The sequence below is a fragment of the Cohnella sp. CFH 77786 genome (assembly GCF_019400745.1).
GTDB lineage: Bacteria > Bacillota > Bacilli > Paenibacillales > Paenibacillaceae > Cohnella.
The window spans coordinates 54,824-76,994 of the sequence record NZ_WJIB01000015.1 but is presented as its reverse complement, the minus strand read 5'-3'; the positions used below and the strand labels follow the sequence as shown (position 1 = coordinate 76,994).

The window sequence follows — 22,171 nt, the reverse complement described above, 5'->3', positions numbered from 1 at the left end:
GCATGACGGACGCGAAAAGCAAATACCGGGAGCTGTGCCTCAGCAACCCGGAGATCCCCTTGATCAACCGGGATTGGTGGCTTGACGCCACGGTCGGCGAGGACGGCTGGGACGTCCTGCTCGTGGAGCGCGGCGGCGAAATCATCGCCAGTCTCCCTTATCACCGGACGAAGAAGATGTTGTTCGACGTCATCGATATGCCTTATCTGACGTTGACGATGGGCATCTGGATCCGGTATCCTCCCGGCCAGAAATACGCCACCCGGCTGTCCTACGAGAAAGAGATCTACCTGGAGCTGATCGAAAAGCTGCCGAAGGTGGACTATTACTACCAGCATTTCCACTGGAGCATCACAAACTGGAGCACGTTTTACTGGCGGGGATTCCGGCAGACGACGCGGTATACGTACCTGCTCGAAAACTTGAAGGACTTGGATCGTCTTTACGCCAACATGAAAGAGAAGACGCGCAACGAGATCCGCAAGGCGGAGAAGCAGCTGGAGGTCGTGGAGAGCGACGACATCGAGACGTTCCATCGGATCAACGAAATGACCTTTAAGCGGCAGGGTGAGAAAATGCCGCATTCGTTGGACTTCATCCGCCGCGTCGACCTGGCGTGCAGGGAGCGGGGATGCCGGAAAATCTGGTTCGCCAAGGACCGGGAAGGCCGGATTCACGGCGCCGTGTATCTCGCATGGGACGAGAAATGCGCGTACTATCTGCTGGGCGGCGGGGATCCGGAGCTCCGAAAGAGCGGCGCTTCCTCTCTTCTGCTGTGGGAGGCGGTCAAACGACTGTCCTCCGTCACGGAGAACCTCGACCTCTACGGCGGCATGCATGAGCCCGTGGAAACGTTCTTTCGCTCGTTCGGCGCGACGCAGAAGCCTTATTTTCAAATCTCCAAAATCAACGGCAAGCTGTTCAAGTTCGCGTATTATCTGAAACAGGCCATCGGCCAGCTGGCCGCGGTCGTCGCGACGATGGTCCTCTGCTCGAATTTCGCCCAAGGGATGATGGTATAAGATGAACGCCGTTTCAACCCTACGAACGATAACGAACACGGAAGCCAAAATGAAATACAGGGAGCTGTGCCGCAAGGAGCCCGGCTTGCCGCTGTTCGATCAGGATTGGTGGCTCGACGTGACTTGCGGCGGGGCTGACCATTGGGATGCCGTCCTCGTGGAGCAAGACGGCTGCATCGTGGCATCCATGCCGTACCGCGTCACGAAGAAGTCGATGTTCGAGATCGTCTCCATGCCGCAGCTGACGCTGACGATGGGCGTCTGGATCCGCTATCCGGAAGGGATGGGGGCTGGGGCGAAGCTCGCCTACGAACGCGAGATTTATTCGGCCCTGATCGACGGGCTGCCGCAGGTCGACTATTTCAGCCAACAGCTGCACTGGGACAATACGAACTGGAGCATCTTCTACTGGAGAGGGTTCCGGCAAACGACCCGGTTCACGTACGTGCTGGAGGACCTGTCGGATTTGGAACGGGTATACGCGGGCTTCACGGACAGTGTTCGCGACGAGATTCGCCGGGCGGAGCAGCAGGTGAAGATCGCCTGGAGCGACGATTTGGCGCGGTTCCAGGAGATGAACAGCCGGCTGTTCGACCCGCCGCGGTTTCCGATGCCGTATTCGTTCGAAGTGCTGAAGGCCTTGGACGAGCGCTGCAAACGCCGGAACCGGCGGAAAATCCTGTTCGCGGAAGACGCGGACGGAGAAGCCCATTGCGCCATGTACCTCGTATGGGACGACCGTTATGCCTACTACCTGCTCGGAGGAGAGACGCCCCGGGCGAAGGAGAGCGGTGCCCATTCCTTGCTCGTTTGGCACGCGATACGGGAGATGGCGAAGTTCGGCAAGCGTTTCGATTTCCACGGGGGCATGCACGAGCCGCACGAGATCATGTACCGTTCGTTCGGCGCGACGCAGAAGCCGTATTTCCAGATTTCGAAAATCAACGGCAAGCTGTTCAAGTTCGCTTATTACTTGAAGCAGGCCATCCGCTAGACGGTCAGTAGCAAGAAGAGAAGCATAATACGCGAAATCGCCACGGATGGAAGGCCGCCAGACGCAATAAGTGGGTGACCGTCTTCGGGAATCGCGGCTTTCATGCGCTTGTGGTTTATCGGGTAAGCCATGCCCTATGGAAGCTGCGGATTCCGTTGCTGCCGATGCTGCTGCCCCGCATGATCCATATCCTCTATGCCATCGAAATCGATTATCACGCCCGAATCGAAGGAGGTATCGAAATTATCCACGGATTCGCTACCGTGATCGGTCCTGCGGAAATCAAGTCCGGCGCGAGGATCTTCCACGGCGTCACGATCGGCCGGAACTTCTCCGGGCGCAAGAAGGACGGCAACCCCCGCATCGAAGCCGGCGTCTTCATCGGGGCTGCGCCAAAATCCTGGGCCCGGTCGTCGTCGGCGCGGGTGCGAAAATCGGCGCGAACACCGTCATCCTCGAGGACGTGCCGCCGGGCGAGGCGGTTACGCAGCGGAAGCTGCTCAAGCAGATGGTGCGCGAAGAATTGGCGAAGGCCGCCGTGTTGGCATAAGCTTCTGTTGTTCTGCTCGGCAATTTCGCCCGACATCCCCAACGATTCGCCGAAATCGCGCACAACATCCTCTATTTCGCCCGACTCCCCAACGATCCGCCGAAATAGCGCACCACAGGCCCGCTTTTGCCCACTCCTCAACGATTCATTTCAAATCGCAGCCCTTCGCCCGTCCGGAACGGAAAAAAGCCCCGAATATCGGGGCTATTCCACAGGCCCGGCGGCCATAATCCCTTCTTCACGCCATTTTTGATCCGTTCAAGGCTGACCAGTCTACGGGTTACTGTTACACCGGTTCGCCCGCCAGCTGCAGCTCGGGCGAGCGCACGTTGCGAAGCAAACCGTGCTGCTCAAGCAGCAGGGCGGTTTCCCGCAGGTCCTTGCCCGTCAGGTTCAACGTTTCCGCGATGTCCATCAGGTCGCGGCGGCCGTCGCTGAAGGCGATGAGGTGGGTGGTCTGGAGAATCCGCAGCTTCTGCTCGGGGGTGCGGGTGCCCCCGGTGTACGGATAGAGTCCGCGCTTGTCCAGCTTCGGCTCGCCGTGGACGTGCGTGCAGACGTACGTTTCGTTCGCTTCCAGCGTTTCGATGATCGCCAGGTACATGTCGGCCGTTTCTTGCAGCACCTGTTCGGAAATGAGCGAACGGTTGTCCAGCGAGGTGTGATACTCCGGGTATTCCCCGTACATCGTGCGCATGAGGCTGCCGACCGGAAGCCGGAAGCCCTCGCTGCAGTATTGACGCTCGTCGCTGCCGAACGGGTTCCATTCCACGATCTTGTAAGGCTTGCCCGATTGCTTCAGGACATGGAGCGCGGCTTTGTCCGCGAGCGTATCTCCCCGTTTGCTCTTCTTGTACGTGAAGCTTTCGCCGTGGCCGACGCAGGTGACGACGTAGCCGGCCTCCACCTTCTCCTTCAATTCTTCTCCATGCCGGCTCAGATAGAGTAAGGAACCGATCGTTTCCGGCACGTAGAGGAACCGGTAGGTGTATTTCAAATCCTTGCGGTCCTTGAGCGCGCGGTACACCATTGTCTGCACGAGCGGTCCGGATAACTCGTTGATCGCCATGGACGGATGGCAGACATACGTCGACAGCAGAATCTCGCGGTCCGTCGCCCCGGGGATCACCCCTTCGCCGATCGTCATGTACCCGTCTTCCAGGTCGGCGTCGATCACCACCTCGTACCAGTCGTCGGTAAATTCGGGAAGCCGCCGATGCTCCACGCAGAACCCCCAGTCCTCCCGGTAGTAGGACATGACGTACGGGATGGCGTCCGGCAGATCGGGCTTCGTGTACAAATGCGCCAGAAGCTCCTCCCGGGACACGTATCCCCGGAAAGGCTTGCTATAGCCCATCAGGTGGAGGTTGTTCGCTTTGAAATCGATCATCGTCCGGCCTTGGCCGTCCTTCACGTAAGCGTCCCGGACGTTCCATTCCTTCGGAACCTCCCAGTCGAAGCATACGGTCCCGGTCGGGAATTCCCGCTGCCGGATCGGCGCGTACTCGTTCAATATCCGAAGCGTCTCGCGCACGCCATTGCCCGTAATGCTCCGGCAGATCGGAAACAGCCGGTCAAACAATTCCATCCACATGGCGGGTCCTCCCGTTAGAAATCGTGGTCCCCGCCGACGATCCCCGACGGGCTTTCGCTCAAGTAATAGCTTTTCACATGGGGATTGGAGGACACGCACGTGTACCAGCCCATCCGTCCTCCGAAAAACTCGCGCAGCTCCGCCAACTCGCTCAGCCGGAGGGCGTGGATGCCGTTCGGCTGCAGTTCGACAGTGCGGGTCAGCGCAGCCGTGTCCTGCTCCCGGTAGAACGTCAGCGTGACTTCGGCCTTCCGGACGTAGGGATGTATCGGGGCGCTGTTCACGAGCCAAACGACGGCGTCCGCCTGGTCGGCCAGAACGGGCGCCCAATGGAACGAGCTTTTCTTGTTTTCCAGGGCGGGATTGGCTACGTCCATCGTTTTGCAAATGTTGCAGGGAAGCGCATGTCCGCCCATGCCGTAGTCCAGGCCGATCTTCAGGCGGGCAGGGAGCCGGCTGCCGCGGACGGTGCGGGCGACCAGGTTGGCCCCGGCCGTCCGGTTCGGGTCCGCGCCCAGGCGGGCGGCCAGGGGCTTGAGCTCCAGCGTGTGAAGTCCCCGGTAGACCGGCGCGATCCGATGCACGTTCCGAAGGGTGCCGATCAGCGTTCCGTCCTCTTCGTAAAGCTCGACGTCGATTTCCAGTTCGGAAGGAGAGTAGATCGGATAGAAATTGATATTCGTGTACCGGTCGCCGGAGACGGACAGCGGCACGTAGAGGCTCGCCGGCACCCAGCCCTCGGGTGTGTCCTTCCAATAGTCTTCTTCTCCCGAGCTGCCGGAGGTGTCGTAATAGGTGTGGGTCACGCTGATCCCTTGCCGCGACCGCTGGACGTTGCCGGCGATGATCCGCGGGAACACCCAGGAAACGTCGAACTGGATTTGGGCCGTCCCCGGCTTGCCGTCCAGGAAGCTCTGCAGGTCGACGTGCCGGTCCGGATGGACGACCGTCGTCTCGTACGGCAGCAGCTGCGACAACGGAATGAGGCACTCGAGCGTCTCGCGTTTGCTGTTGTAGAATTTCATCGCGATCCGGCCGCCGCGGACGGGGTCGCAGCCGTTCACGAACGCGAAGAACGGCTCGCGGTCCTCGTCCGCGTATACGTTGAATCCGGCTTCCGGAACGACCGATTCCAAATTCGCGTTGCGGTCTTCGGCATCGTTGAACACCCGCTGCGCCGTATGCACGACGGTGCCGAATTCGGGTCCGTAATATTGGACGACGACCGCCGGGTACGGGTACACGAGATCGCGGGAGGAATAGAATTCGATCTCCAGGCTGCCGGTGAATTCGGCTTCCGTGTTCATGCCCGCCTCGGCGAGCAGGTCTTCCGCTTCCACGCGGTAAGCCTTCGCTTCGGTGATCCGCTCGGACGTCCGGCACAGCACCGTGCCGTGAATCGAGCGCAGCGTCACGACGGAATGGATTTCCGGGATGCTCCGTTTGATCATCCAATAGCCGAGGAAGGCGATCCTCGTACGGACGCCTTTGAGATGGAAGACCGGGAAAATCGCCGACGAACGGAAGGTCGGCTTGCGCGCGACGGCAGCGGCATTCGCCGCCGAAGTCTGCTGCAGATGGCTCTGATAACTTCTCACGATTCGATCTCCTCCAGAACGCGGGATTCCCGCTCGATGGCCAATCCGTGCTTGCGCAGATCGGCGAAGAATCGGTGAACGAACGCGAAGGAAACGTCCGCCTTCTCGGCGATGTCCAGCAGGCTTCTCTCGCCGTTCATGTAGATTTGGATCGCCTGAAGGGCGCCGTAGCCCTTGGGATCCTGAAGCGGATCGATGTACAGGTCGTAGCCGCTCAAATACAGCGGTCCTTCGTACAGGCGGACCGGCACGCAGTCCGACTCGTACGTGGAGACGATGTCGACGAGGATCCGGTACGTTTCTTCCAGGCCTTCGAAATCGCAGTGCTCCAGATCATCCCAATCCGTGTGGTAGTAGGGATAAGGATGCCGGCTGAGGCAGACGGTCGGGATCTCGAAACCGGGGCCGTCGTAGAACATTTCGTCGTTGCCGTACAGACTGCGGTAAGGCGTGTCGAGCCTTCCGGCTTCATAGCCCTGCAGCACGCTGCGCGCGACGCGGTCGGCATAGGTGTTGCCCGCGAAGGAGCGGGAGAAGCTCATGGGCAGCAGATTCGCCGCCATGTCGAGGTAGTAGCCGTAACGGAGGCTTCGCACGTTCTTGCCATGCGCCAGCACGGCGGCGGCGGCGAAATACTCCGGTCCGAGAATGAGCCGGTAAGTATATTTGCGCCGTGGGAGCGTCTGGAGGTAACGGAACAGCTCGACCAGCACGGCCAGGCAGGCGATGCCGTCGTTCACCTGGCCCGGATGGCAGGTGTGGGCGGCGAAGAACACCGTTTCTTCGGTTTCCCCAGGCAGAATCCAATCGATCACGTCGAGCGTCCCGTCTTCGAAGGTCACATCGATATGGACGCGGTAGGCCTCGTCCTTCATTTCCTTCACGACCGTTGCCGGCACGCTGAACGCCCATTGGGTGTGCTCCCGGCGGTATTGCCATCGGTTCTGGTAAATGAGGCGGTCCTCCCAAGACGGATGGGTCGTGATGTGCTCCATGAGCTCTTCGCGCGAGACGATGCCGGAGAACGGGGCGGAATAGGAATGCAAATACATCGGATGCCGGGTATAGTCGGCAATGCGTTCGCCGCCCATCGTTTCGATATAAGCTTCGCGAACCGCCCATTTGCGCGGAATCGTCCACGTCAGGCAGCGGGTGCCTGAGGGAAGGGACAAAACGTCTGCCTGCAGCCCCTCCGCGAGTTCCCGTACGAACCGGCTCGTTTCGTCCGAGACGGACACCCGGTTCAGCCGGTAATACCGGTCGATCAGCGTTTTCATTCGTTCCTTGCGCTGTGCCGCGTCCAACGCCGTCACGCTCCATTTAGTATACTTTTTTCATCAAATGTGTTACATATTGTATCATTCCTGCATTTACTTTATACTAATCTCTGACGCGAGTCAATCCACTTTTCGGGTTACGGGAGGCAGACGAAATGAGAATCGCCGCCATCGTGCAGGCGCGCATGGGCTCTACCCGGTTGCCGGGCAAAGTGCTGCGGGAACTCGGCGGGACGCCGGTCATTGCGTGGATCTGCGAGCGGCTGTCCCGCTGCAAGCTGCTGGACGAGATCGTGGTCGCGACCGGGGATTCCCCATCCGACGACGTGCTGGCGGATAAGTTGAACCGGCTGGGCATCCATGTCTTCCGCGGCAGCGAACACGACGTGCTGGATCGTTATTACCGGGCCGCAAGGGCCGTCCGTACCGACGCCGTCGTCCGCGTGACCGGGGATTGCCCGCTGATCGATCCGGAGCTGGTGGACGAGACGGTCCGGAAGTTCTTGGACGGGCAGCCGGAGCTCCGGTATGTCTCCAACATCCAGCCTCCGACTTATCCGGACGGGCTTGATGTCGAGGTGTTTACGCTCGAGGCGCTGTACCAGGCTTGGCGGCAAGCCGAATGGTCGTCCGAGCGGGAGCATGTCACGCCGTTCATGCGGAATCATCCGGAGCTGTTTCCGCAGGACCATGTCCGGAGCGACCTTGATTATTCGCATCACCGATGGACGCTGGACGAAGAGAAGGACTGGGCGTTCCTGTCCTCGCTCGTCCGCCTGGCGGCCGAAGAGGGCATGGAGCCCAAGCAAGTCGCGTTCCGCGGATGGCTCGGTCTCCTCGAACGGAATTCGGATTTGACGGCGGTGAACGAAGGCATCGTCCGCAACGAAGGAGCGCTGCGGTCGCTGCAGGCGGACCGCAAGGTTCGATAAGCGTTTCCACGAGCTCGTATCTTCTATTGAAGGAGAGGCCCCCATGAATCGAACGAAGCTGGGACTCGGCACCGTGCAATTCGGCATGCCGTACGGCGTATCCAACCGGCAAGGGCAGACGGCTCCGGGCGAAGTCCGGGCCATTCTCGAAGCGGCTGCGGAGCGCGGGATCCGGGTGCTCGACACGGCCGTCATCTACGGGGAGAGCGAGGAGGTGCTCGGCAGTCAGCTCCCTCGGTCGCACGGCTTCGACATCGTGACGAAGGTGCCGTCGCTCTTGCGAGAAGACGGAACGTTCGATCCGGCGTCGGCCGACCGCATGCTGGAACGGTCTCTCTCCCGGCTCCGCCAGCCTTCCGTATACGGTTTGCTGCTGCATCGGGCGGGTGACCTGCTGTCGCCGCGGAGCGGCGAGGTCATGGAATGGCTGCTCGAGTGCCGGCGCAGGGGACGAGTGGAGAAGGTCGGCGTGTCCGTCTATGCCGAGGACGATGTCGCGGGGCTGACGGAGCGCTATCCGATACAGCTGCTGCAGGCTCCCGTCAATATTTTCGACCAGCGGCTGGTCCGCAGCGGCGCTCTCGCGGCATGCAAGGCGCGAGGCGTGGAAGTGCACGCCAGGTCGGTGTTCCTGCAAGGCCTGCTGCTGATGAACGAGGAAGAAGTGCCCGCCTATTTCCGCCCGTACGCCCCGCACCTGGAAGGGTACCGGCTGTTTCTCCGCCGCCGGGGAATCGACCCGGTGGAAGCGGCTTTAACTTACGTGAACGGGTTGTCGGAAGTGGATACGATCGTCTGCGGGGTCAACGACCGCGCCCAGCTTCTCCAGCTTGTACGCGCTTTGGACGGCGGGGGCGGGGGACGCGCAACCGACTTCGCGCCCTTCGCCGCCCATGACCCCGGCCTGCTGAATCCGTCTCAATGGAAGCTGTAAGTTCTTCCCCATCCTATCCCAAGAAATCAGGTGAATCCGATGACTGCGCGTTACCTCCAATCGGAAAGACTGCTGGAACGGGCCTTGCACACGATTCCGCTCGGCAGCCAAACGTTCAGCAAAAGCAAAACCCAATATCCGTACGGCGTCTCTCCCTATTTCATCGAAAAAGGGCTCGGCAGCCGGGTGTGGGACGCGGACGGAAACGAGTACATCGATTTCGTGAACGGCCTGGGCGCCGTTCTGCTCGGATACCGCGATCCCGACGTCGACGAGGCGGTCAAACGGCAGATGGAGAGCGGCGTCTCCTTCAGCCTGCCGCACCGGCTCGAAATGCAGGTGGCGGAGAAGCTGACGGAGCTGATCCCGTGCGCGGAGATGGTCCGGTTCGGCAAGAACGGCTCCGACGCCACGGCCGGCGCGGTCCGGCTGGCCCGGGCTTACACGTCGCGGGAGCGCGTGGCGGTGTGCGGGTACCACGGCTGGCAGGATTGGTACATCGGATCGACGGCACGCCATCTCGGGGTTCCCCAGGCCGTACGCGAGTTGACCCACCCGTTCGTCTTCAACCGGCTCGATACGCTCGAGCAACTCTTCCGGGATTACCCGGCAGAGTTCGCCGCGGTCATCCTGGAGCCGATGAATACGACCGAGCCTACGCCGGAGTTCCTCCACGGCATCCAGGCCCTGTGCCGCAAGCATGGGACGGTTCTCATTTTCGACGAGACGGTCACCGGTTTTCGGTACGACATCGGAGGGGCGCAGCGGCTGTTCGGCGTGACGCCGGATTTGGCCACGTTCGGCAAGGGCATGGGGAACGGTTACCCGATTTCGGCGATCGTCGGGAAACGCGAAATCATGATGGTCATGGAAGACATCTTCTTCTCGTTCACGTTCGGAGGGGAGACGCTCTCCCTGGCCGCCGCGCTCGCTACGCTGCGCAAGCTTGAGACCTACCCCGTCGTCAGCACGATCCAACGCCTGGGACGCCGGATCATGGACGGCATCCGGTCGATGATCGGACTCTACGGACTCGAATCCGTGCTGACCGTCTCGGGCAACCCGGCCTGGTCGTTCCTGGGCATCCGGGACAGCGGGCGGTACAGCTCATGGGAGATCAAAACCTTCTTCTTGCAGGAGATGCTGGCCAGGGGGATTCTCATCCTCGGCTCCCATAACATGAGCTATTCTCATACGGAAGAGGACGCGGCCAGGCTCTTGCTCGCCTATGACGAAGTGCTGCAGGAGCTGGAAACCGCGCTGATCCGCGGGGATTTGGAGAAGCGCCTGCGCTGCAAGCCGCTGGAGCCGTTGTTTAGGGTGCGGTAAGATTTCCCGGACATCAGTATGGAACAATCGAATTGACGATCGCCGTTCAACAGCCGGAGCCGCGGGATTCGCGGCCCCGGCTTGTTTGTGCTCAGGTGGTTTCACCTAGCGGGACAACTAGGGGGAGCAATTCCAGAATCTCTGAATATTTTGTAATAAGAAATATTTACGGAGGTGTCATCGTTATGAAAGTCACCATTAGCGGCGACATTACGGAAGACACCGACAATCCGATTCCGATACAAGCTGCAGGCGGCAATGCTCTAAAAATCGAAGCGCAAAACGTAATCCAATCGGAACCCGGGTGTTCGGTTAGAGGGGAGGGGATCTGCGGTGTCGCGATCTAAAGAAGAAAAAGCAACCATTTCGGCAGTCCCGGGATCGTTCGAGGCCTTAAAGGAAGCCGTAGGCGTCATCGTCGAGGATTTCCCGAGATTGGAGGGCGAAGCGGACGATACCGGACGCATCCGGCGCGCGATCGAATACGCCAGGGATTTGAAAGTAGGAAGCAACAGCGTCGGCAACAGTCTCTACTACGAATCCAAAACGAAAGTGATTTTTAAGTCGGCCTTCTATCGTACAAGCGCGCCGATTCCGCTCTATAAAGGAGTCGCTCTCGAAGGCGAAGGGCGTGCGCTGCTGCTTGCCGTCAATCCGAACCAGTCGTTCAAGTGTTTTACGGCCGCGGGAGAGGCAGGGCAGTTCGAGGCCAGGAACCTGACGTTTATCGGTTACTCGACCGCCTTGGAGCTGAGTACCGGAAACGTAGACGTCTCCATGATCGATCTAGAAAACCTCGATTTCCATATGTGCAAGACAGGGGTGGATACGGTCTCGTTTACCGCCAGCCGCAGCACGGTATTATCGATTTCCAATTGCAGGAGTTGGAGAACCGACGTATTTTTGAAGAATTTTTGCGATATGGCGACGGTGGAGGATTGCTGGATCACCCACAGCGGATGGAATGGCGCGGCGATTTACAATGAAGGACATTTGAACATCAAGGGCGGAGTGTTCGTACCGCTCACGCCGCAGACGGGAGCGGACCCCCGATGGATCGACAATTATGAGAATACGGCCGGGCAGCATGGCCTCTTCATCGACGGCGCGCGCTTCGGCGGAGAGGGCGGCGGCGGATATCCGATCGTCTTTAACTACGCGGGCGCGGACCTGAATCTGGCGCGAAACGAGGGCAACCTGATCACGATTCAGAACTCGCTTCTCGTATCCGTGGGAACGGCGCGGGACTCCACTATCGTCCTGTTTAACCTGCCGAACCGGATCAGCATCCGCAACTGTTTCGGTTTTAAAGACTTGCTGAACGGCATTGTGTCCTGCGACCCCTCGTTTAATCCCGATACGATTCCCTACTCGCCTTACATCAGCATCGATTTCGACGATTCAGTCTTTCATAATCCGGCTTACAGGCGAATAGATCCCCGATTGGACCGTTTTTACGAGACCGGGGATCGCCGGTTCCGCAGAACGTTCGGCTTTAGCGGGCGACAGATGCAGCCTGTGGCAGCCGGAACGGGGAAAGCGAAAGTGACGGTCGACATCCAGCAATTAACCGGACAGAACGCGGAGGAGCATCGGCAGCTTGGCTTCGCGATGTGGGTGGTCACCTCGGCTCCGGGCAGTTCACCGGATACGGGTTTCAAGTGCCTCTCAATGGCGCTAGTCACTTGCGTCGGCGGCAATGCGGGCGCAGGCGTCGTGAAGCGGCTCGCCTTTTCGGTCAAAGACACCTTTACGGGGGGAAACTCGTTCGCGGATAACTGCAACGTGACATCCGTTCATTGGGGAACGGGCAACACGGGAAGCGTCGACCAGCCGAAGGCTTCTGCGAATACGAAGGTGACCATTGTCTTCAACTGCCCGCGTACGGATGTTCAATCCGCGAGCGTGACGATTACGCCCGTTCATGGCTTAGGGTTATAGAAGGCGGTACGTGAACGAGGTCAACAAGGCCGCAAGGAAAGGCGATTCGCTCACGGATCGTCTTTCCTTTTTTGTCTATTAGGAAAACAGGAGAACACACGGAGGGTGACAACATTGACTAAGAATGATACTAAATGTATCATTCAAGTAAACATTTGTCAGGAGGGTACCATGGATCACCAAACAGGGCCGAAAATCGGAAGAAAGAAGTTTCTGTTCGGGCTCATCGCCGCAGGAGTCGGTCTATTGTCCGGAGGCATGCTGAACAAACCGGCCATGGCAAAAACGCCCGGAGGCGTCAGCGTAGAGGACTTTCCGAGATTGACCGGGGAAACGGACGATACCGGACGGATCCGCCGCGCGATCGAATATGCCCGAAACATGAAAGTGGGAAGCAATAGCGTCGGAAAGAGCCTTTACTACGAATCCAAGACGACAGTGTTTTTCAAGTCGGCCTTCTATCGGACAAGCTCGCCGATTCCGCTCTACAAGGGCATCGTTCTCGAAGGCGAGGGGCGCGCCTTGCTCATTGCCTCTAACCCGAACAAGTCGTATAAGTGTTTTACCGCGGCGGGAGAGGCGGGACAATTCGAGGCTAGAAACTTGACGTTCGTCGGCTACTCGACCGCCTTGGAACTGAGTACCGGAGACATCGATGTATCCATGATCGTATTGGAAAATCTCGATTTCCATTCGTGCAGGACAGGCGTGGATACGGTTTCTTTCGACGCAAGCCGCAGCACGGTTCTATCCGTCAATAATTGCAAGGGTTGGAGAACCGATGTGTTCTTGAGAAACTTTTGCGACATGGCGACTTTGGAAAATTGCTGGATTACCCACAGCGGTTGGAACGGCGCGGCGATTTACAATGAGGGACATCTGAATATCAAAGGCGGGGTGTTCGTGCCGCTCGCTCCGCAGGCGGGAGCGGACCCCCGGTGGATCGACAATTACGAAAAAACGGTCGGCCAGCACGGCCTCTTCATCGACGGCGCCCGCTTCGGAGGGGAGGGCGGCGGCGGTTATCCGATCGTCTTCAATTACGCGGGCGCCGACCTGGAATTGGCGCGCAATGAAGGCAACCTGATCGTCATCCAGAACTCCCTGGTCGCCTCCGCGGGAACGGCGCGGGATTCGAACATCGTCCTGTTCGACTTGCCGAATCGGATCAGCATCCGCAACTGCTTCGGTTTTAAAGATTTGGTGAACGGCATCGTGTCGTGCGATCGCTCGTTCAATCCCGGCTCGATTCCCTATACGCCCTACATCAGCATCGATTTCGACGATTCCGTCATCCATAATCCGGCTTACGACCGCATCGATCCCCGATTGGACCGCTTTTATGATACCGGGGACCGCCGGTTCCGCAGAACGTTCGGCTTCAGCGGGCGGCCGCTGCAGCCCGAGGCGGCCGGAACGGGGAAAGCCAAAGTGACGGTCGACATTCAGCAGCTGACCGGGCAGAACGAGCAAGAGCACCGGCAGCTTGGCTTCGCGATGTGGGTGATCACCTCTGCGCCGGGGAGCGAACCGAGCACGGGATTCAAGTGTCTTTCGATGGCGCTCGTCACCTGCGTGGGCGGCAATGCGGGTTCAGGCGTCGTCAAACGGCTCGGATTTTCGGTCAAGGACAGCTTCGGCGGCGGGCATGATTTCAGGGATAACTGCAACGTCACATCCGTTCACTGGGGAACGGGCCTTACAGGGAGCTCCGATCAGCCTCAGTCTTATACGAATACGAAGGTGACGATCGTCTTCAACTGCCCGCGCGCGGATGTAGAATCCGCAAGCGTGACGATTACGCCCGTTCACGGTATGGGACTGTAAATACATGTTGACATGATACAGATTGTAACATATAGTGGACGTAAGGATTGATACATTCCGGATCATGTCAACGGAGGTTCAACGGATGGAAATGTACAGTGCTTTCCAAGTTTTACGCAGACGGATGTGGATGATGTTAGGGATAATGGCGATCGGATCCGTTCTGGCGGGCGTTTTCAGCGTGTACGGGATGACTCCGTCGTACCAAGCGCAGGCGGATTTGCTGATTAACGGGAACGAAGGCAAGGACGGAGCAACTTTGGACATGAGTACCATCAGTACGAACATCGCGCTCATGGATTCCTATAAAGAGATCATCGTTTCCAAGGCGATTCTGAACAAAGCGGCCGCCTCGATTCCCGACCTTGGCTTGGCCGGAAAAGATCTGTCCGGCAAGGTGCAGATTGAATCCGTCCCGAATTCCCAGGTGATGACGATTCGCGCGACGGACAGCGACTACCGCAACGCGGTCCGAATCGCGAACGCCATCGCCATGACGTTCAAGAACGAAATTCCGGCCATTATGAAGGTGAATAACGTGACCTTGCTGAACGAGGCCGATCCGAACGACGTTCCCGATGACCTGTCTCCGAGTCCGATCGTCAACATCGTCATCGCCGTCGTGGTATCGGCCGTATTGTCCGCAGGTTTGGCGTTTCTGCTCGATTATTTGGACGATACATACAAGTCTGAAGCGGATGTGGAACGGATTCTAGGTCTCCCCGTCTTTGCCCGGGTCCGTTTTATCCGGGCCGCCGATCTCCGGCTCAAGGAGTCGGCCGCGAGCAAACCGTCCCAACCTTCGCATAAAGCAGGTGAACAAACCTATGTCACGGCAAACCATTAAACCGAAGCTGGTCGCCCAGTTTAACCCTTCTTCTCCCGTATCCGAAACCTATCGGACGCTCCGAACCAACGTGCAATTCGCGGCGATCGATCAGCCCATCCGAACGCTGGCCGTTTCTTCGACCCACTCCGGGGACGGAAGGACGACGACGGCCGCGAACTTGGCCGTTTCCTTCGCGCAAGAAGGCAAGAAGACGCTGCTAATCGACGGGGATTTACGGAAACCTTCCCTGCATCAAATGTTCATGATTCCGAACCGCTCCGGGTTAAGCGATGCTCTGATTGGTGAGCGGCCTTCGTTGTCTTATGTACAAGAGACGAGCACGCCCGGTTTGAACGTCATGACGACCGGCACGCTTCCGGCCAATCCCGCTGACGTTCTAAGCTCCCGGAAAATGAGGAGCATGCTGGATGAGTTCAAACAGCATTTTGACGTCATTCTTTTCGACACGCCTCCGGTGCTTGCCGTTGCGGACGGGTTGATCGTCGCTTCGTTTTGCGACGGGGTGATCCTCGTCCTGAATGAAGGAAAAACGAAGCATGCCTCCGCGCAAAAAGCGATGCAATATTTCGGCCATGCCAAAGCAAGAGTGCTGGGAGTCGTGCTGAACAATTTGAAACGAAAAAGGTCCTGAGCGAATGGGAAACCGTGCCAAAGGATTTTATCTCATCGCCATGTTCGCATTGATCCTCTTAACGGCGCTCTGCATCCAACAGAAGTTTTACCTGAAGATCGATTTGACGACCGTTTATGTCTGCTATCTATTGATTGGGTTTTCCAATTTGTTCGTCACTTCGAAAGGGCTGACATGGGACAAAATCGTCGGCTGGTCTTTTGTCGCTTATTCCGCCGGGATCCCCTTGTATTCGTTAACCGATGGAGGACTTGAAGCGTTTCTAGGGACGAAAATGTACTACAATGAAGTTTATGACGCCGTCACGGTTTGCGAGTCCGTGTTTTACTGCGCCTTGTTCCTTGCCTCGTTCTATTTCGCCTACTATCTCTTCCTTCCGGATTCCCCGAAAAAGCCGAAACGCGAAGCCGCGCCGGCTCCGGATCCCGAAGGAATCGGCTACGATTATTTCTACTCGAAGCACTTCATCCATTTCTGGCTCCTAGGTTCGCTCGGTCTCTACCTTCTGGGGATGTACAAAATCGATTACTTGAGTGCGGTCTCCATTGGTTACGACCTGGATAACTCCGGTTACGTATTTCTGTTTACGGCGGTTTACGCGGTCGATATCGGCATCTTAATTCTGCTCAGGATGACCCGGTTTGACAAGCGGTATTTGGCGCTCTCCGGGATGATCCACTTGCCCCTGTTCCCGCTCGGGATCCGGCAGTTAACCCTTACGTTTATTCTGGAATTGTGGTTATTGCACAAATTCACGAACCCCCAGAGAACCGTAAAGGGGAGGGAGCTGCTGTTGGGCGGAATGTTCTTGCTGTTGTTCGGTTTCATCGGGATGGTCCGGGGAGGCGGAGACTCTTCGGTCAACGTATTGTCTCTTTTCAAAGCCCCTCTGGAGTTTTACTTCTACGAGACGACGTTCAACTATATCAGTTTTCTCAAATGTTTGGACTTGTTCAAAGAACATACCGTATCTTTCTTATACGGCAAGACGCTTATCGACCCGTTGTTCGAGCAAATCCCTTCACTAATTTTGCCCAATAAAGAAGATTTCCAGTTTTTCGAGCGCTTCGTAGTCCAATACGAGTCCATCGAAAATTTGAAGCCGGTCGGTACGGCGCATCTGCTTACGGAACTGTATGTAAACGGAGGAGCGGTTTCGGTCATCCTGTTCGCGTTCCTTTTGGGTTTTACGGCCAAAGCGCTGCAAGGCAAACTCCAGAATACGCTGGCCCGAAACGGAATGGTCGGACAAATCATCTTCGCCGCCGTTATCCCTTTCGTCATGATTCAATTGAACAGGGGGGGCTTGTCCGTGCTGCTGAAGCTTTCCTTCCAGTTCGCCGTGCTTCCGATGTGGATCGTCATTCTGTTCCGGCTCCGATTGAAGCCCCAATTCGTCATGTTGAAGGACAAGTTGATCCGCTTCAGGCCGGAGCATTGAACGGAAACGATGTTCATAGAACATAAATCGCGGAGTCGGACATAGAGAAGAAGAGGTCGATCATGTATCGGCCTCTTGTTTTTGTTGGAAGGGCAAGTTTGCGTGCGGTCCTGAAAATGGGTCTATAAACCTATATGACACGAAAAACAAATGGGACCATGCTGCGGTGATACATTTTGTAGTAAAATGGGTTGACGTAAAATGCTACTAAATGTATCATTATTATCAAACGTCACTACAAAACGTATCTGATAGGACCATAGTCGGGGAAGGAAGATTCGGATGGATGTCCATGGAAAAGTGGTATTGGTGACCGGGGGGACCGGTTCGTTCGGCAGGAAATTCGTGAAGAAAGTGCTGGAGATGGACGTTCGGAAAATCATCGTATTCAGCCGGGACGAGCTCAAGCAATACGAGATGAGTCAAGAGTTCACGGATGAGAGAATGCGGTTCTTCATCGGTGACGTGAGGGACGCGGAACGGCTGAACCGGGCGTTCGACGGGGTCGACATCGTGGTCCACGCAGCGGCGCTGAAGCATGTGACCGCCTGCGAGTATAACCCGATCGAAGCCGTCCGGACCAACATCCTTGGCGCTCAGAACGTAATCGACGCGGCGATCAACCGGGGCGTGAAACGGGTGATCGCGCTCAGCACGGACAAGGCCGCGAATCCGATTAACCTGTACGGCGCGACGAAGCTCGCATCCGACAAGCTGTTCGTCGCAGCCAACGCTTACGTCGGGGACAAGCCGACCCGGTTCTCCGTCGTTCGCTACGGCAACGTGGCCGGCAGCCGAGGCAGCGTGATTCCTTTCTTCCACAAAGTCCGGAAAACCGGCAAAGTGCCGATCACGGACGAGCGGATGACCCGTTTCTGGATCACGCTCGACCAGGGCGTGCAGTTCGTTCTCGATAACCTCGGACGCATGAAGGGCGGGGAAATCTTCGTCCCGAAAATCCCGAGCGTCAAAATCGTCGATTTGGCCCACGTCATCGCGCCCGATTGCGAAATGGAAATCGTCGGGATCCGGCCGGGGGAGAAGCTGCACGAGGCGATGATTACGGAAGACGACGCCAGGAAAACGGTCGAGTTCGACGACTACTACGTCATCAAACCCGAGTACCACGGATGGATGGATGACGACCCGGAAGGCTACGGCGGCAGGCCGCTGGACGAACGTTTCAGCTATTGCAGCCACACGAACGACCGCTGGCTGACCGACGAGGAAATCCGCCAATACCTGGGTGAATACGCATGAGGGCTTCCTACCTCCCATACGCACGCCAATGGATCGACGATCGGGATATCGAAGCCGTTACGAAGATCCTGAAGGGCGACTATCTGACGACCGGCCCGCTCGTTCCAGAGCTGGAAAGCAAGATGGCCAGAATCGTCGGAGCGCGCTACGCGGTGGCTTTCGCCAATGGTACGGCGGCGCTTCATGCCGCCTGCTGCGCGGCCGGGATCGGAGAGGGCGACGAGGTCATCACCTCGCCGATGACGTTCGCGGCCAGCGCGAACTGCGTGCTGTACCAGAACGGTACGCCCGTGTTCGCGGACATCGACGATCGGACGTACAACCTGGATCCGGCCGAAGTCGAGAAGCTCGTGACCGACCGGACGAAAGCGATCATTGCCGTCGATTTCACCGGCCAGCCGGCGAATCTAGCCGCACTGCGGCGGATCGCTTCCGAACGGGGGCTTGTCCTCATCGAGGACGCGGCGCATGCGCTGGGGGCGAGTTACCGCGGCGAGAAGGTCGGCTCCATCAGCGACATGACGATGTTCAGCCTCCATCCCGTGAAGCACGTCACGTCCGGGGAAGGCGGAATCATCACGACGGACAACGAAGACCACTGGCGCAAGCTGATCCGTTTCCGCAGCCACGGCATCGTCCGCGATCTCGATCAGCTGGAACGGGTGAGACCCGGCGCCTGGTACTACGAAATGCAGGAGCTTGGCTACAACTACCGGTTGACCGATTTCCAGGCGGCGCTCGCCGTCAGCCAGCTGGGCAAGCTGGACCGGTTCGTCGAGCGCCGCCGGGAGATTGCGGGGCGCTACAACGAAGCGTTCCGCGACATGGAGGAGGTCATCCTTCCCTACCAGGATGGGGAAGGAGAATCCAGCTGGCATCTGTACGTCGTCCAGCTCCGGCTGGACCGGCTGCGGCTCGGACGCGACGAGATTTTCGAGCGGATGCACGCCGAGAATATCGGGGTCAACCTGCACTACATACCGGTTTACCTTCATCCTTACTACCGGCGCCTTGGATACGAGCCGGGGCTGTGCCCGAACGCCGAACTGTTCTACGAGCGGGTCATGACGCTCCCTCTGTTCCCCGCCATGACGGACGAAGACATCGAGGACGTCATCCACGCGTTCCGCAAGGTCGTCGGGGAGTGCGTGAGAGAGAGAGTCGCAAAATGAAAGTGTACATCCGCGCCGACGCCTCCCGGGACATCGGTTCGGGCCATGTCATGCGCTGCCTGACCCTGGCGGACCGGCTCCGCGCCCGGCATGGCGCCGACGTCGTTTTTCTGTGCCGGGAGCATGACGGGAGCATGATCCCGTATATTCGCGGGCGAGGATACGAGGTGGATGCGTTTCCCCGAGCCTCAAGTCCGGAGGCGGAGGCGCGTACGGAAACAATGGAAGAAGCGCTTCCTGCCCATGCGCATTGGCTGGGCGCGCATTGGACGTTTGACGCGGAGCAGACCATCGAGGCGCTGACCAAGCGGCGGGGACGGCCGGAGCCCGCGGACTGGCTCGTCGTCGACCATTACGCGCTGGACCGCCGTTATGAAGAGAAAGTTCGACCGTACGTCAAGAAGCTGATGGTCATCGACGATCTGGCTGATCGTCCGCATCTGTGCGACGTGCTTCTGGATCAGAACCTGGACGCGGAAACGGGCTTCCGCTACCGCGATCTCGTAGAGCCCGGGACCCGGCTCCTGATCGGTCCCCGCTATGCGCTGCTCCGGGAAGAATTCGCGGAGAGCCGCCCCCTCGTCCGCCGCGACGGCAGCATCCGGAGGGTGCTCATTTCGTTCGGCGGAGTCGACCGGACCGGGGAGACAAGCAAAACGCTCACGGCGCTGGCTCCCTTGGCGGAAGCCGGGTTGGAAATCACGGTGCTGGCCGGAGGAGCCAATCGGGACGCCGGGAAAATCGCCGATCTGTGCGCGTCCTTGCCGAACGTCCGCTTCCACCGCCACGCGGAGAGGGTTGCTCCGCTGATGTTGAAGGCAGACGCGGCAATCGGCGCGGGCGGATCGTCGACGTGGGAGCGCTGCTGCCTTGGCTTGCCCGCGCTGATCGTCACGACCGCCGCCAATCAGGAGACGCTGACCGAACGGGCGGCCCAAGCCGGCGCCGTCCGCTGGCTGGGCCGATCGGAGGAGGTCGATCCGGCGCTCATCCGGGAGGCGGTCCTCACGATGCGCCAGCATTCGCAGCGGGTGCTGTGGATGTCCGCCAGGGCGATGGAACTGACCGACGGGCTAGGGGCCGATAGAATCGCAAAGGAGCTGGAACCATGAAGAAGTTCGGGAATATCACGGTCGTATCCGACCGCAGGAACTGGATCAACGAGTTTCTTCCGGCGTGGCTGCCCAAGCTGAAGCCGCTCTCGGAAGACATTGTCTGGATCCATGATATCCGGGACATGCCGAGCGGCGACATTGCCTTCTACTTGGGCTGCGAGCAAATCGTTTCCCCTGCCGTTCTCGCCCTTCATACCCGCAACCTGGTCGTGCATGCCAGCAACCTGCCCCAGGGCAAAGGCTGGTCGCCCCTGACGTGGCAAATTCTCGAAGGGAAAAGCGACATCCCCGTCTGCCTTTTCGAGGCGGCGGAGCGGGTGGACAGCGGCCCGATCTATTTGAAGAAGACTCTCTCGTTCCGGGGCACCGAGCTCATCGGCGAAATGCGCCGGGAGCTTGGCCGCGTGACGTTCGAGCTGTGCGAGGAGTTCTTGCAGCGCTACCCGGGCATTCTGGACGAGGCGGTGCCGCAGCAAGGCGAACCGACGTTTTACCCGCGGCGCACGCCCACCGACAGCCGGCTGAATCCCGACCTGTCGATCCGGGAGCAGTTCCGGCTGCTGCGCGTGGCGGATAACGAGAGGTACCCTTGTTATTTCGAATTGGACGGCGACACCTTCGTGGTGAAAGTCGAGAAAAAGAAGGTGACATGATTGCGCGACATTCAGCTGGGACACCGCAAGATCGGAACGGGCCACGCCCCGTTCATCATCGCGGAGATGTCCGGGAACCACAACCAATCGCTTGACACCGCCCTGCGGATCGTCGACGCGGCTGCCGATTCGGGCGCTCACGCGTTGAAGCTGCAGACGTACCGGGCGGACCTGATGACGCTCGACCTGGAAGACGGCGATTTCTTCATCGGGGATCCGAACAGCCTCTGGAAAGGGCAATCCCTCTACCGGCTGTACGAGCAGGCTTATACGCCATGGGAATGGCATAAGCCGATCTTCGACCGCTGCCGGGAAAGAGGCCTCATTCCGTTCAGCACCCCGTTCCACCCGGACGCCGTCGATTTCCTCGAAGAGCTTGACGTACCGTTCTACAAAATCGCTTCTTTCGAGAACAACGATTTGCCGCTGATCCGGCGCGCGGCCTCGACGGGCAAGCCCCTCATCATCTCGACCGGCTTGGCTACGATCGCGGAACTGGAGGAAGCGGTGGGCGCCGCTCGGGAAACGGGATGCCGCGATCTGATTCTGCTCAAATGCACGAGCCATTACCCCGCATCGCCCGCCGACAGCCATCTCAACACGATTCCCCACCTGCGCCATCTGTTCGGCTGCGAGGTCGGTCTTTCCGATCATACGATAGGCATCGGCGTCCCGATCGCCAGCGTCGCGCTAGGCGCCACGGTGATCGAGAAGCACTTCACGTTGTCCCGAGCAGACGGCGGCGTGGACGCGGCGTTCTCGCTGGAGCCCGCCGAGATGAAGCAGCTCGTGTCGGAATCGGAACGGGCATGGCAGGCGCTGGGAGGCATCTCATACGGATTGACCGAGAAGGACCGGCAGTCCTTGAAGTTCAGGCGATCCCTCTATATCAGCCGAGACGTCCAGCCGGGGGAAACGCTCAGCGAAGACAACATCCGGATTATCCGGCCGGGATACGGTCTGTCTCCCAAATACCTGGGCATGTTCCTGGGGCGGACCGCCTCCCGCCCTCTGAAGGCGGGAACGCCCGTCAGCTGGGATCTGCTGTAGC

At 58.8% G+C, this 22,171-nt stretch carries 20 protein-coding genes; 16 read left to right on the top strand and 4 right to left on the bottom strand.

All coding sequences use genetic code 11. The features are described 5' to 3' along the window. The first annotated feature begins 2 nt into the window (after nucleotides 1-2). Together GE107_RS20315 and GE107_RS20310 are read left to right on the top strand one after the other, a co-directional pair. Complete coding sequence (locus tag GE107_RS20315) at nucleotides 3-1,022, top strand: GNAT family N-acetyltransferase (RefSeq protein ID WP_219642039.1); 1,020 nt, start codon at nucleotides 3-5, stop codon at nucleotides 1,020-1,022. 1 nt (nucleotide 1,023) lies between these two features. After that, nucleotides 1,024-2,016 carry a GNAT family N-acetyltransferase gene (locus tag GE107_RS20310; RefSeq protein ID WP_219642035.1) on the top strand — a complete coding sequence of 331 codons (993 nt, stop codon included), beginning with the start codon at nucleotides 1,024-1,026 and terminating at the stop codon, nucleotides 2,014-2,016. A 214-nt stretch (nucleotides 2,017-2,230) separates the two neighbouring features. Here GE107_RS20310 and GE107_RS26925 read toward each other — a convergent pair whose 3' ends face one another. The 4 genes from GE107_RS26925 to GE107_RS20290 all read right to left on the bottom strand — a co-directional run bounded on the left by GE107_RS26925 (nucleotide 2,231) and on the right by GE107_RS20290 (nucleotide 7,062). Further along, complete coding sequence (locus tag GE107_RS26925) at nucleotides 2,231-2,629, bottom strand: hypothetical protein (RefSeq protein ID WP_219642033.1); 399 nt, start codon at nucleotides 2,627-2,629, stop codon at nucleotides 2,231-2,233. Between the two features lie 223 nt (nucleotides 2,630-2,852). Further along, nucleotides 2,853-4,160 (bottom strand): DUF4910 domain-containing protein, encoded by a 1,308-nt coding sequence (locus GE107_RS20300; RefSeq protein WP_219642029.1) that lies wholly within the window; start codon nucleotides 4,158-4,160, stop codon nucleotides 2,853-2,855. A gap of 14 nt (nucleotides 4,161-4,174) precedes the next feature. After that, a complete protein-coding gene (locus GE107_RS20295; RefSeq protein WP_219642025.1) occupies nucleotides 4,175-5,758 on the bottom strand; it encodes a hypothetical protein in 1,584 nt (527 codons plus the stop codon). Then, on the bottom strand, nucleotides 5,755-7,062 hold the full coding sequence (locus GE107_RS20290; RefSeq protein ID WP_219642023.1) for a DUF4910 domain-containing protein: 1,308 nt from the start codon (nucleotides 7,060-7,062) through the stop codon (nucleotides 5,755-5,757). Before GE107_RS20290 ends, GE107_RS20295 begins: the two co-directional genes overlap by 4 nt. Nucleotides 7,063-7,190: 128 nt before the next feature. Here GE107_RS20290 and GE107_RS20285 point away from each other — a divergent pair, with 128 nt between their 5' ends. From GE107_RS20285 to pseI, 14 genes are all read left to right on the top strand, one after another. Beyond that, a complete protein-coding gene (locus GE107_RS20285; RefSeq protein WP_219642021.1) occupies nucleotides 7,191-7,967 on the top strand; it encodes a cytidylyltransferase domain-containing protein in 777 nt (258 codons plus the stop codon). 43 nt (nucleotides 7,968-8,010) lie between these two features. Next, on the top strand, nucleotides 8,011-8,901 hold the full coding sequence (locus tag GE107_RS20280; protein ID WP_219642018.1) for an aldo/keto reductase: 891 nt from the start codon (nucleotides 8,011-8,013) through the stop codon (nucleotides 8,899-8,901). 39 nt (nucleotides 8,902-8,940) lie between these two features. After that, a complete protein-coding gene (locus tag GE107_RS20275; RefSeq protein WP_219642014.1) occupies nucleotides 8,941-10,230 on the top strand; it encodes an aminotransferase class III-fold pyridoxal phosphate-dependent enzyme in 1,290 nt (429 codons plus the stop codon). A 185-nt stretch (nucleotides 10,231-10,415) separates the two neighbouring features. Next, the gene (locus GE107_RS20270) at nucleotides 10,416-10,577 is read left to right on the top strand and encodes a hypothetical protein (RefSeq protein ID WP_219642009.1); all 162 of its coding nucleotides are present in this window, start codon (nucleotides 10,416-10,418) and stop codon (nucleotides 10,575-10,577) included. Then, complete coding sequence (locus GE107_RS20265) at nucleotides 10,564-12,171, top strand: hypothetical protein (RefSeq protein ID WP_219642006.1); 1,608 nt, start codon at nucleotides 10,564-10,566, stop codon at nucleotides 12,169-12,171. Before GE107_RS20270 ends, GE107_RS20265 begins: the two co-directional genes overlap by 14 nt. Before the next feature lie 171 nt (nucleotides 12,172-12,342). Then, nucleotides 12,343-13,998: a pectate lyase family protein gene (locus tag GE107_RS20260; RefSeq protein WP_219642004.1), complete on the top strand. Its 1,656-nt coding sequence runs from the start codon at nucleotides 12,343-12,345 to the stop codon at nucleotides 13,996-13,998. An 85-nt stretch (nucleotides 13,999-14,083) separates the two neighbouring features. Then, on the top strand, nucleotides 14,084-14,845 hold the full coding sequence (locus GE107_RS20255) for a YveK family protein (protein WP_219642001.1): 762 nt from the start codon (nucleotides 14,084-14,086) through the stop codon (nucleotides 14,843-14,845). Further along, a complete protein-coding gene (locus tag GE107_RS20250; RefSeq protein ID WP_219641998.1) occupies nucleotides 14,826-15,479 on the top strand; it encodes a CpsD/CapB family tyrosine-protein kinase in 654 nt (217 codons plus the stop codon). Before GE107_RS20255 ends, GE107_RS20250 begins: the two co-directional genes overlap by 20 nt. Nucleotides 15,480-15,519: 40 nt before the next feature. Next, nucleotides 15,520-16,920, top strand: a complete 1,401-nt coding sequence (locus GE107_RS20245; protein ID WP_219641996.1) for a hypothetical protein — start codon at nucleotides 15,520-15,522, stop codon at nucleotides 16,918-16,920. Between the two features lie 282 nt (nucleotides 16,921-17,202). Then, entirely contained in the window at nucleotides 17,203-18,180 is a 978-nt protein-coding gene (pseB, locus tag GE107_RS20240; RefSeq protein WP_219641992.1) for a UDP-N-acetylglucosamine 4,6-dehydratase (inverting), read from the top strand. Continuing rightward, the gene (gene pseC / locus GE107_RS20235; RefSeq protein ID WP_219641987.1) at nucleotides 18,177-19,352 is read left to right on the top strand and encodes a UDP-4-amino-4,6-dideoxy-N-acetyl-beta-L-altrosamine transaminase; all 1,176 of its coding nucleotides are present in this window, start codon (nucleotides 18,177-18,179) and stop codon (nucleotides 19,350-19,352) included. Before pseB ends, pseC begins: the two co-directional genes overlap by 4 nt. Beyond that, entirely contained in the window at nucleotides 19,349-20,464 is a 1,116-nt protein-coding gene (pseG, locus tag GE107_RS20230) for a UDP-2,4-diacetamido-2,4,6-trideoxy-beta-L-altropyranose hydrolase (protein ID WP_219641984.1), read from the top strand. The genes pseC and pseG overlap by 4 nt, the downstream gene beginning before the upstream one ends. Beyond that, nucleotides 20,461-21,120, top strand: coding sequence for a formyltransferase family protein (locus tag GE107_RS20225; RefSeq protein WP_219641981.1), 660 nt, complete (start codon nucleotides 20,461-20,463; stop codon nucleotides 21,118-21,120). The genes pseG and GE107_RS20225 overlap by 4 nt, the downstream gene beginning before the upstream one ends. Then, nucleotides 21,121-22,170: a pseudaminic acid synthase gene (gene pseI / locus GE107_RS20220; protein WP_219641978.1), complete on the top strand. Its 1,050-nt coding sequence runs from the start codon at nucleotides 21,121-21,123 to the stop codon at nucleotides 22,168-22,170. Nucleotide 22,171 lies beyond the last annotated feature (1 nt).